12 protein-coding genes are annotated in these 11,454 nt (G+C 45.0%); 6 read left to right on the top strand and 6 right to left on the bottom strand.

Annotated elements, in window-relative coordinates; all coding sequences use genetic code 11:
- Nucleotides 1–75 precede the first annotated feature (75 nt).
- Nucleotides 76–1,026, bottom strand: coding sequence for a helix-turn-helix domain-containing protein (locus tag P7F88_RS18155; protein WP_277827012.1), 951 nt, complete (start codon nucleotides 1,024–1,026; stop codon nucleotides 76–78).
- A gap of 252 nt (nucleotides 1,027–1,278) precedes the next feature.
- Between P7F88_RS18155 and P7F88_RS18150 the strand changes: the two genes are divergently transcribed.
- The 5 genes from P7F88_RS18150 to eutC all read left to right on the top strand — a co-directional run bounded on the left by P7F88_RS18150 (nucleotide 1,279) and on the right by eutC (nucleotide 6,526).
- On the top strand, nucleotides 1,279–1,722 hold the full coding sequence (locus P7F88_RS18150) for a TRAP transporter small permease subunit (RefSeq protein WP_277827010.1): 444 nt from the start codon (nucleotides 1,279–1,281) through the stop codon (nucleotides 1,720–1,722).
- The gene (locus P7F88_RS18145) at nucleotides 1,719–3,041 is read left to right on the top strand and encodes a TRAP transporter large permease (RefSeq protein WP_277827008.1); all 1,323 of its coding nucleotides are present in this window, start codon (nucleotides 1,719–1,721) and stop codon (nucleotides 3,039–3,041) included. The genes P7F88_RS18150 and P7F88_RS18145 overlap by 4 nt, the downstream gene beginning before the upstream one ends.
- A gap of 77 nt (nucleotides 3,042–3,118) precedes the next feature.
- Nucleotides 3,119–4,159, top strand: a complete 1,041-nt coding sequence (gene dctP, locus P7F88_RS18140; RefSeq protein WP_277827006.1) for a TRAP transporter substrate-binding protein DctP — start codon at nucleotides 3,119–3,121, stop codon at nucleotides 4,157–4,159.
- Between the two features lie 79 nt (nucleotides 4,160–4,238).
- A complete protein-coding gene (locus P7F88_RS18135; protein ID WP_277827004.1) occupies nucleotides 4,239–5,642 on the top strand; it encodes an ethanolamine ammonia-lyase subunit EutB in 1,404 nt (467 codons plus the stop codon).
- Nucleotides 5,642–6,526: an ethanolamine ammonia-lyase subunit EutC gene (gene eutC / locus P7F88_RS18130; RefSeq protein WP_277827002.1), complete on the top strand. Its 885-nt coding sequence runs from the start codon at nucleotides 5,642–5,644 to the stop codon at nucleotides 6,524–6,526. The genes P7F88_RS18135 and eutC overlap by 1 nt, the downstream gene beginning before the upstream one ends.
- Nucleotides 6,527–6,552: 26 nt before the next feature.
- On the opposite strand, the gene P7F88_RS18125 is transcribed toward eutC, so the two are convergent.
- Together P7F88_RS18125 and P7F88_RS18120 are read right to left on the bottom strand one after the other, a co-directional pair.
- Nucleotides 6,553–6,765 carry a hypothetical protein gene (locus P7F88_RS18125; protein WP_277827000.1) on the bottom strand — a complete coding sequence of 71 codons (213 nt, stop codon included), beginning with the start codon at nucleotides 6,763–6,765 and terminating at the stop codon, nucleotides 6,553–6,555.
- A gap of 303 nt (nucleotides 6,766–7,068) precedes the next feature.
- Nucleotides 7,069–8,229: an iron-containing alcohol dehydrogenase gene (locus P7F88_RS18120; RefSeq protein WP_277826998.1), complete on the bottom strand. Its 1,161-nt coding sequence runs from the start codon at nucleotides 8,227–8,229 to the stop codon at nucleotides 7,069–7,071.
- Nucleotides 8,230–8,539: 310 nt separating this feature from the next.
- On the opposite strand from P7F88_RS18120, the gene P7F88_RS18115 reads away from it, so the two are divergent.
- The gene (locus tag P7F88_RS18115; protein ID WP_277826996.1) at nucleotides 8,540–9,082 is read left to right on the top strand and encodes a hypothetical protein; all 543 of its coding nucleotides are present in this window, start codon (nucleotides 8,540–8,542) and stop codon (nucleotides 9,080–9,082) included.
- 91 nt (nucleotides 9,083–9,173) lie between these two features.
- On the opposite strand, the gene P7F88_RS18110 is transcribed toward P7F88_RS18115, so the two are convergent.
- The 3 genes from P7F88_RS18110 to dhaL are packed head-to-tail and all read right to left on the bottom strand — an operon-like array spanning nucleotide 9,174 to nucleotide 11,453.
- Entirely contained in the window at nucleotides 9,174–10,022 is an 849-nt protein-coding gene (locus P7F88_RS18110) for a sugar phosphate isomerase/epimerase family protein (RefSeq protein WP_277826994.1), read from the bottom strand.
- 10 nt (nucleotides 10,023–10,032) lie between these two features.
- Nucleotides 10,033–10,821, bottom strand: coding sequence for a triose-phosphate isomerase (locus tag P7F88_RS18105; RefSeq protein WP_277826992.1), 789 nt, complete (start codon nucleotides 10,819–10,821; stop codon nucleotides 10,033–10,035).
- Nucleotides 10,818–11,453: a dihydroxyacetone kinase subunit DhaL gene (dhaL, locus tag P7F88_RS18100; RefSeq protein ID WP_277826990.1), complete on the bottom strand. Its 636-nt coding sequence runs from the start codon at nucleotides 11,451–11,453 to the stop codon at nucleotides 10,818–10,820. Before dhaL ends, P7F88_RS18105 begins: the two co-directional genes overlap by 4 nt.
- Nucleotide 11,454 lies beyond the last annotated feature (1 nt).

The raw sequence follows: 11,454 nt of genomic DNA, 5'->3' as shown, positions 1-11,454 counted from the left end.
ACCATAGGCTAGCGGCCAAAGCGCAATTTGGGAAAATTTGTTAAATCTGCTTAACTTTCCTGAATCTCTCGCGTCTTAATTTCGCATTAGTGTCTGTAACGGCGTCTCACCAAACAGACGTTTATAATCCTGACCAAATTGCCCCAGATGAAAAAAACCAAAATCAAACGCTATATCCGTTACTGTTTGTGTCTGATCAGCAACTAACAAGGCTCGTCTGACCTGATTTAGACGGACAAACGAAATATATTGTTTAGGCGACATCCCACAACATTGAGCGAAAATATTCTGTAGCGTTCTACGGCTTACATGAACAGCTGTACACAGCTCACTTACGGTGATCGGCGAGTGTAAAGCGGACTCATTCAGATACAGCTTAACTTTGGACATAACCTTATGCCTTTGATCCACAGAAACGTTTGTTTGTTGATGATTTTTGGTCTGGCAGAGCAAATCGTAAATAGCATCTTTTAGTATCAACTGTTGAGTTCTGCTGCTCCACTTATTGCCTTCAGAATTAAGAAGAATCGAAAGGTACTCACGAAATCGGAACAAATCCAACGGTGATATATGTTCTAACCACAATTGTGGATCCGCATCGGAAAAGCAGCCCTCCTCTTCACACTCTTCGAGCTCTGACATCAAGCTTCGGTGCAATACCAGGCCAAATATAGAAAAGTCGTCAGGAGTCAATAATTCAAAGTCTAGGCCTCCCGGACGACATAAAAACTGCTGCCCTTCAGGTAGTGCATTATTAATACGACACTGTTTGTTATCAGCACTGAACCCTATCCACAAACCGCCATCTTCGACCCGGCACTGTTGTCGTAATACGTGGCTGGTGTCTTCTCTGAAAACATGAACATCCGGATAATGAATTTCATTAATAACCCCCAGAAATCGCCCATGACTAAGCTGGTCAAACTGTTGATCCCAGTTAACCAGATTCGCAGCCTGATGGTTTGCATCATCTGAGTGAAGTGTGCACAACGATGGTTCACCACCTACTACCCCATTGTTCTCCATACTCTTTGTCCTTATCTCGGCTGTTGAACCAATACAGGGCAAGACCTTACTTATCTTATTGTTATTTATGAATTATTCACTTTTTCCACTTTTCGATATTAATACGGAACGGGACTCGCACGTCAAAGTTGAAAGTGAATTAGCTGTAAAACAGCAAAAACTGAACCAGATTATTAAGGAACTTAAATGCCTGGATTTCTTCTCGCCTATGTCAAATATGTCGATGCCTTTAACCGGGGGGTCGGCAGGCTGATGACATATGGAATTTTCCTGATGGTCGGCGTGCTACTGTGGTCTTCTGTGTCTAAAACCTTTTTTATGCCATCCCTTTGGACACTCGAATCCGCTCAATTCATGATGGTCGCCTACTACATACTTGGTGGCGCTTACGCCATCCAACTAAACGCTAACGTAAGAATGGATCTTTTCTATGGTGAGTGGTCAGTCAAGCAGCGGGCCTGGGTCGATGCCTTCACTGTATTTTCTCTCATCTTCTATCTGGGCGTTCTTCTTTATGGTGGTTTGGATAGTACGCTCTATTCGCTCGAATACGGACAGCGCAGCCGCACCGCATGGCGACCACTTCTTTGGCCTATTAAAGCACTTATGTGTACAGGGTTCTTAATGATGATCCTTCAGGCTATTTCCCAGCTAATCAAAGACATTGCAACTATCCGTGGAGTAGAAATCAAATGAGTTATGGCATGATCGCAACAATGATGTTTTCGTTGATGATGTTGTTAATGGCAACGGGTCAACGAGTATTTGCTGCTATAGGAGCTGTGGCTTCCATCGCTGCTTTGCTGCTATGGGGTACGGGTGGTGTAGATATCCCTTTTACCGCAGCAATGAAGCTGATGAACTGGTATCCAATGCTTACGCTGCCAATGTTCATCTTTATGGGGTACGTCCTTTCTGAGTCCAAGATAGCCGATGACCTGTACAAAATGTTCCACGTCTGGATGGGGCCGATGCCCGGTGGCTTAGCTATAGGCACCATAGGGCTGATGGTGCTGGTTTCTGCGATGAATGGCCTTTCTGTGGCAGGCATGGCGATTGGTGCAACTATTGCTCTGCCGGAATTACTTAAACGCGGTTATGACAAAAAGATGGTAACTGGTGTAATTCAAGCGGGCTCATCTCTCGGGATACTGGTTCCACCTTCTGTGGTACTCGTTCTTTATGCCATGATCGCTCGCCAACCTGTCGGCCAGTTGTGGCTGGCCGGAATTGTTCCCGGCCTTGTGATGGCAACACTATTCATCATCTACATCGCTGTAAGATGCTACCTGAACCCCAAGCTTGGTCCAGTGTTAAGTGCCGAGGAAAGAAACGTACCGTTAGATGAAAAGCTTAAGCTTTTGGGTGCAGGGCTACTTCCGATAGGCATATTTGCCGTCATGATGATTCCGTTCGTTAATGGCTGGACGAGCCTGGTAGAAAGCTCAGCAATCGGTGCTATGGCCGCTATGCTTGCTGCGATTCTAAAAGGCCGCATGAATAGGGTTGTATTTGAAAACTCCGTTCGCAGCACATTGGCTATTTCATGCATGTTTATGTGGATCATACTCGCAGCACTTGGCTTCGGCGCAGTATTTGACGGACTGGGCGCAGTAAAAGCCATTGAGCATATGTTCACAGAACAGCTTGGCCTGAGTCCATGGACCATCCTTATTCTAATGCAACTTTCGTTTCTGGTGATGGGTACTTTCCTTGATGATACCGCCATGTTGGTAATCGTCGCGCCGTTATATGTTCCTCTTGTTCACGCTCTTGGCTTTGACCTTATTTGGTATGGCGTGCTTTACACCGTGACTTCTCAGATTGCCTACATGACACCACCATTTGGCTACAACCTCTTCTTAATGAGAGCGATGGCGCCACCTGAAATTAGTTTGCGCGACATCTACGGTTCAATCGGGCCATTTGTCGCCATCATGGTTTTCTCACTCATCCTGATCATGCTGTTCCCAGATTTAGCGATGTGGTTACCAGAATACGTTTACGCAAAATAATGAAACCGAATTTAAATTAACGCACTACTTTGGGTGGGCAAGTCGCCCCCCGGATTGATATCCATTGGAGGGATACTATGAACTCAAGACGTAAATTCTTAACAGGTGCTGCGGCACTAACCGCCGGTACCATGCTTGCTCCTGCAAAAACCTTTGCATCCAGCCCAAAAATCAAATGGCGAATGCAAACTTATGCTGGCCCTGCTTTGGCAGAGCACGTTGTGAAACCAGCGATAGAAGCATTTAATAAAATCGCTGGTGAAGAGATGCAGATTGAGCTCTATTTTGCCGATCAGCTGGTACCAACGGGTGAACTGTTCCGCGCACTGCAAAAAGGCATCATAGATGCAGTTCAGTCGGACGACGACTCGATGGCTTCTCCAACAGAAGTCACCACATTTGGCGGATACTTCCCATTTGGTAGCCGCTACTCTCTGGATGTCCCTGTTCTTTTCAATCAATACGGTTTAGGGGAAATCTGGGCAGAAGAGTACGCGAAGGTTGGGGTGAAACATATTTCCGCAGGTGCATGGGATCCTTGTCACTTCGCCACCAAAAAGCCTATTACCAGCCTTGAAGATCTTAAAGGCTTAAGGGTGTTTACCTTCCCTACTGCGGGTCGTTTCCTGGCTAAATTTGGTGTTGTACCTGTTTCTATCCCGTGGGAAGACGTAGAAGTCGCTCTTCAGACAGGTGAGCTCGACGGTATTGCCTGGTCTGGTATCACTGAAGACTACACCGTAGGCTGGTCTAAGGTTACCGATTACTTCCTTACCAACAACATCTCAGGTGCGTGGATCGGTTCTTTCTTCGCTAACATGGATCGTTACAACGAGCTGCCAGACCACCTGAAAGAGCTACTTAAACTTTGTATGGAAAGCTCTCACTACTACCGTCAATGGTGGTACTGGGGCGGTGAAGCCAAACTTCGTGTTGACGGCGCAGATATGAAACTGACTTCTATCCCTGATGAGGAGTGGGCAACAGTTGAAGCAGATGCGCACAAGTTCTGGGATGAGATTGCTAAAGAATCCCCGACAAAAGCGAAAATCGTTGAAATATTCAAGAAATACAACGCGGATATGGAAAAAGCAGGACGACCTTATCGCTACAGTTAATGAGTTCTGATCACAGCGGCTTCGGCCGCTGTTTCCAATTGATCGTTCTATGAAGTGTTTAATCTATTAAGGACAGATTATGACTGCAGCGTATCGCTGGCAGCAGGGAAATCAGGTTTATCATTTCCATTCCCTCGCTGATTTAATGGCAAAAGCTACACCCGAAAGATCCGGGGATATGCTTGCCGGAGTGAGTGCTAATACGGCAGAAGAGAGGGTTATCGCACAGATGGCTCTGGCAGATTTACCGCTAAAGACCTTCCTCAATGAGGCCATTATCCCTTACGAATCTGACGAGATAACCCGTTTGATAATCGACAGCCACGATGTTGAAGCATTCGCACTTATTTCACATATGACTGTTGGCGATTTTCGTAATTGGCTTTTAAGCGATAGTGCTGATGAAGCAACATTAGCAAGGCTTCGTCCAGGCCTTACGCCAGAGATGGTAGCGGCTGTCAGCAAAATAATGCGAAATCAAGATTTGATTCTGGTTGCACAGAAATGTCGGGTAATTACAGGGTTTCGCAACACAATAGGTTTGAAAAATAGGCTTTCGACACGCTTACAGCCTAACCATCCGACAGACTCACTAGACGGCATAGCTGCCTCAATATTCGATGGGCTTATGTACGGAAATGGCGACGCCGTTATTGGTATTAATCCCGCGACGGACAACGTTCCTCAAACAGCCAAACTATTGTCCCTGTTGGACGAGGTTATTCAGCACTACCAGATCCCTACTCAATCATGTGTGCTCACTCACGTCACCAATACTATCGAAGTTATAGAGCAAGGCGCACCTGTCGATCTGGTATTCCAGTCCATTGGGGGCACCGAAGGAACCAATGACACGTTTGGCGTTAACCTGGCCGTTCTTAAAGAGGCACAAGATGCAGCGTTATCTCTTAAACGCGGTTCGGTCGGTAACAATGTTATGTATTTCGAAACCGGACAAGGCACTGCACTTTCAGCCAATGCATTTCACGGAGTGGACCAGCAAACATGTGAATCGAGGGCTTATGCCGTTGCCCGTCACTTCAGCCCACTGCTAGTAAATACCGTTGTAGGTTTTATCGGACCAGAATACTTATTTGACGGAAAACAGATAATCCGAGCAGGACTGGAAGACCATTTCTGCGGAAAATTACTCGGCTTACCTATGGGCTGTGATATCTGTTACACCAACCACGCGTATGCCGATCAGAACGATATGGACAACCTTCTTACTTTACTTGGGGTTGCAGGCTGCTCATTTATTATGGGAATACCCGGTTCTGACGACATCATGCTCAACTACCAGACTACCTCGTTTCACGATGCGCTTTACGCAAGAAAAACACTGGGCTTAAAACCAGCTCCCGAGTTTGAAGAGTGGCTAACCAAAATGAATATCTTCAGTGACATCGAACAGGTAAAACTCAACGACCAGGTAGCCAGATCATTTAACGAAACACTTTCCATTCTGGATAAGGCGGAGTAATGCCAAGCAATACCTCAGTAATCAATCCCGACACCACAGTTAATGAGAGCCAATGGAAAAGCCTCAAGCAATTTACCTCTGCACGAATCGCAATCGGGAGAGCGGGTAACAGTATTCCGACACAAGAACTTCTCGGTTTTCAGTTGGATCATGCGCGGGCTATCGACGCCGTTCATAAAGCGCTGGATGTCGAGGTTTTAAAAAAACAGCTGATGGAATCAGAAGCAACTCGTTTCGCCACATCCGATGCACCCATCGTAGTTAATAGTAAGGCAAGAGACAGAATGGTTTATCTACAACGACCTGATCTTGGTCGCCAGTTGGAAGAAATGTCCTGGGAAAACCTTAAAGCACATAGCCTAAATCATGATAAAAAATATGACCTCGCTATTGTTATCGGCGATGGGCTCTCCTCTACCGCAATACAAAATCACGCCCTGCCTGTTGTTGAAAGGTTGGCTCAGAAAATGGTTAGTGATAACAATCACGACTGGTCACTGGCACCAATCACAATAGCCACGCAAGCCAGAGTAGCAATTGGAGACGATATCGGTGAGTGCCTGAATGCTAAGATAGTCTTGATCTTAATCGGAGAACGACCGGGGCTCACTTCACCAGACAGCATGGGGATCTATATGACATGGAGCCCCAAACGCGGCGCTAAAGAGTCGAGCAGGAACTGCATATCAAATATCCGCCCTGAAGGGCTCGGCTATGATGACGCGAGCAACAAAGCGTTCTACTTGCTGGGTGAATCCCTCAAGCTTCAGATCTCAGGTATTGAACTAAAAGATCGTTCGTCAGTGAGCGATGACAAAGCAGTTCCAGCCATTGAATCCGCTTCAACAGCTAACTTTATGATCGCTCAGGATATACTCAAGTAATGTAATTCAGGGCCAGATACTGATGTTCAGTGCCATCTGTCACTAACCCAACCACCGATTTCCTGATCGAAGTGGTGTCCAGAAAAATGGTGCGAGGTGAGGTCGTTTTTAATCTCTGGTCTCTCTGTCAACAACTGGTCAATGTGTTGGGTCATGGGGTCTTCACTTTGCCTGCGGCGCTGTCTTTCCACGGTCTCTTTGATCAACTGTAGGCGGTAACCTTTACTGTTTCTTTTCATCAGAATTTCCCCATGTTTTTGAAGTGGTAATTAAACATAGGAATGGATATTCGAAACGTCAAAATAGTCTAAATCACTAGTTAAAAAACAAAAGTAAGAATAAAAAACTAGATAATAATTAGGATAAAACGAGGTAAACAAACACAACCTGTTCAATATACGAACAATTTATGCACTCACACTTTTATTACATAAATATTAATTGCAAATATTTTAGAGACTATTTCTGTTTCTCATATATAAGAAACAGAAATATTTTTATTAAATATCCAGCAGCACACTATATAAGCAAACTCAAAAGACCTAACAACGACTCTCCAGCAACGCTATTATCTCGCTTTCTGATAGGTGAACCGGAGAGTTCTTATCTGCACTCTCTTTGGCGATTCTCGCGATATTAGCAGCGGTTATACCATAGTCCGATAGGCTTCCTGGAAGGTATTTCTCTCGCGATAACTTAAGAAACTCGATAAGTTTGTGACTGCCCTGGAGTTTGATTAAAGTGTCATTTTCATCTGAAATCAGATCAACTAACCTATCGAGCTTTTCACGCGTAATACACTCAGAAGGCAATTTTTCCACGATAAGTTGTAAGGTTTCAGGGAAAATCATCGCAACCGCAACGCCATGCGGGATATCAATCTCGCCACCAATGGGACCTGCAATCCCATGAACATTAACCAGGCCAGCATTTGCTAACCCAACACCGCTTAAGAAAGATGCGATAGCCATTTTTTCTCTTGCCTGAATATCTCTGGCTAAATCATTGCAAACGATAGGGAACACATCAAATGCATGTTGCAAGCCTTCAAGACACGCTTCGTCAGTATATTTAGTCGCTTTTGTTGAGATATATGCCTCAAGTAGTTGTGCTATTGCATCAAAACCGCAAGCCGCGGTGACCAAAGGCGGGCAACCTAAAGTTAAGAGAGGATCAAGGATAACCACATCGGGAATATAAGAATCATGACGAATCGACTTCTTATAGCTAACTTTACCTTGCTTTATGAACACGGCGTTTTTTGTTGCTTCACTACCTGTTCCCGAAGTCGTAGGGATGGCGTAAAACGGCACCTTTCTCGGTAAAGGCACTAAATCACCAATCCCTTCCAGATAACGCTCGAGGCCTCCTTCAGAAGTAAGCATCGCCGCAACAGCTTTTGCACAGTCGAGAGCACTACCACCACCGATACCCAAAACAAGATCTTGAGGCTCTTCCAGCGAGTCAACAATCGAGTCTACAACTTCAACTCTAGGTTCAGCGCTCACAACAAAACGGTTGAGTTTAATTTTAAGATCGCGGCACTGCTGTTCAAGCAGAGCATAGCTGGCACTTGAAACAAAATGACTACCTGTAACAAGAGCGATATTCTTGGCCCCTGATGGTAACTCATCAAAAACCTTGAGCAGAGAATTCTCACCGATAATCACTTTACTGCTGGTTTCTGTCTTTATTTTGATCATTCGTTATTCCTCGTTCTCCGTGGTGACGTGCTTTCTGCCAAGCCTATACTCAACTATCCATATTAACCTGTGCTCCCCTGCCCCATTTTGATGCAGATCGTACCATTAAAGAGCAGAGATAAATTCCCCATAATGAATATTTATGCAGAGTTATTAACCTAAAAATCAAAATCACTCCAGCACCAATCCCTAGTCATCAAAAAATGGACAAAATGAACCACCAAATAACTTTTCTCCATTTGTGGCACGCTAATTGTATTAGTTCATACGTTACCAATGTTTCATTAGTTGAATTTTAAGGATGTGAACTATGAGTGAATTTAGCTATTTAAAAGAAGAAAGCAGCACTAGGCTTACTAACAACCTGTTTGTAAAGAGCAATATCGAGCAGCGTATTAATGAACATCTGGTAAACGTGGCAAGCCAACAGGTTATCTTCTGTGGCAACGCTTCTGTAGCGTCTCAATTGAGCAGCCGATTCAATATCACTCTTGTTTACAGTGGCAACAAAGCACGACACCAGATTGCCGAAACCTATCCGGCGATAAGCAAGGTGTATAAATCAGATGTACTTGATTTTATTTTCTTTAACGCAGCACCAAACCTGGTTATCTCTTCAGATACGACGGTGAACTGGAGTCACTCGTTCCAGTACGAAAAACTGGTAAAAGCAATAGAGCGCAACCGTTACGACGTCACGATTGTCGAGTTCATTGACGAAGAATCTTCGTTAAAGCTGGTTAAACAGATAAAGTCTGCACTACCAAAACTAAGTGTTCAGGTAAAACAAACAACGACTGGCTCAGTACCTTGTTCTACGGTCATCGTTGAAAGAAGAAAGCTTCGACGCTGAGATAAATCGTTAAGATAAATCCCCCACCAATAATCCTGTGTATCGGGCTATCACTGATACACAGGATTATTTTTAATCAAGCGTGCAAACACTAAAAGCTGAAACACTCTTCTATTACCTGTACCGACCGACCCAACTTATCTTCTATCTCTGCTAAAGAAGGTACTTCAGATACGGGCTTGAGAACTGCGCTGCCATCCCTTTTTCGAATCAATGAAAATGGCGCTTCAATGCTAAAGAACGGCATCTCGTTGTTTATTAAAGCGTATTCAAACAGAGCCGGATATTCACATATCCCCTCACCTATCGCGCAGAAGTGATAATCTTCTCCATCAAGATGAAGATCTTTGATATGGATATGTTCTGCCGACTTGAGACTTCTTATACTGTCGAACAACAGGTCATTTTCTGGACGATGTGAAGCAAGGTTGCCCGGGTCAAAGTTGATACCTAAGGCTGCTGATTTACACTCACCTTTCACTACCTCAAAGTCATCAGAGTCATTGAGCATATAAGGCTTCTGGTCGCCAACATTCTCAATGAGAATTTGGATGCTGAAACCCTCTGCTGCACGAATCGCACTCTGAGCTTTACTCTGAAAGTCAGACAGATTGCAATCTCTTGGCGCATACAAAATCAACCTGGGACAATCGAGCATATTGGTTAACTGGACTCGTTTTAGCAGCAACGATTCACAGTTATCCAGATTCATATCGCAATGAGCTGCTAAAGAGGTACAACGCATGCCTCTTTCAAGCAATAACCTGCGAATATAACGAACATACTCCTCAGAGATACCATCTTCATCCAGTCCATGAACAGCCCCCTGAATCAATGCCAACTCAATGTTTTTCACACCCAGTGAACTTATCGAATCAAGTGCCTGATCGATAGGATAACCGGAGTATGCGACCGTACTGATGGAAAAGTTATCTTTCACACTGCACCTCCTAGCTAGTATATCGGGAAGCGATTGACAAAATTTCGGCATAGCCCTCCGGTTGCCAGGCTGCACGACCGATAAACAACCCATCGATGGTCGGCTGTTGAATAAGCTCCTCTGCGTTATCTTGATGAACACTTCCTCCATAGAGAAGCGTTACTTTGTTTGCATCAAGTTCTCCATACACGGACACAAGCGCATCATAAATAGCTTTCAGCCCCTCTTCTGCTTCATGAGGTGTTGCCGGAATACCGTTCTCGCCAATTGCCCATACAGGTTCATAGGCAACTAACACACGCCCAAGCTCAACTTTTTCTATACCGTAAAGCGCGATTTTAACCTGACGAACAATCGACTCTACCGACACACCCCACTGTTTTTCATCGGCTGTATCACCAACACAAACGAGTGGACTTAGCCCGCTGTCGAGCGTAGCCCTGACCTTTTTGTTTACCGTATCGTCGGTTTCACCGAACCAGTAACGGCGCTCTGAGTGACCAATCTCAACAATACTCGCACCGATATCTTTTGCCATCGCACAAGAGACTTCACCCGTGAAAGGCCCTGACTCTGCCCAGCAGATATTCTGAACACCAATACGGGTTGTTACGCTTTCTAGCTCCTGAGCAACTTTCTGTGCGTAAGGAAATGGCGGGATCAGAAAGCTCTGGATTTGATCAGGCAAATCGTTCAGTACTGGTAGAATTTGCTCACAAAACCTCTCCACCTCTGAAGAGGTCTTGTTCATTTTCCAGCTAGAACCGATCCATAGTTTTTTACCGCTGGATGTTTTCATGCTGCTACCTTTGAATGACAGTACTCAGCCATAAACTTCAGAATTAGAGACATTGATATTGCACCCGGATCTGGATGACCAAGTGAGCGTTCACCAAGGGTTTTTGCTTTACCTGTTGTCGCAATCATATCTTTGGTTTTTTCCACGCCGTTTTCTGCCGCTTCTGTCACGCCCACGATTGCTTCATCAAACTCAACACTGCTGAGTTCCTGTGCTTTTCTGACTGCTGGCGCAAGTGCGTCTATCATGGTCTTAGCGCCTTCACTTGCACCGCCTCGCTTGGAGATACCCTCTAGGCCCGCTTCTAAAAATCTGGCAAGCACTTCAGTCGTTAGTTGCTCTTCACCTTTAATCGCTTTGCCGCCTGCTCTGAAAAGCGTCCCGAAGATCGCACCAGAAGCACCACCCATTGTCGACATAAGTTTTGTACCGATTTTTACCATCGCATCGCCGACATCACTTGCCGAAAAGTTGTCGTCGAGCAACGCTACTACATTGCTAAAACCACGCTCTATACCCAAACCATGGTCACCATCACCAATAGTCTGATCATACTTAGTTAACATTGGTTCGCTCGCGACCATTCCTTTAGCGACCAGTTGCATCATTTCAATTGTTTCACGTGTGTTCATT

It is taken from the genome of Vibrio hannami (assembly GCF_029589055.1).
Classification (GTDB): Bacteria; Pseudomonadota; Gammaproteobacteria; order Enterobacterales; family Vibrionaceae; genus Vibrio; species Vibrio hannami.
This window is presented reverse-complemented; position numbering and strand designations above follow the sequence as displayed.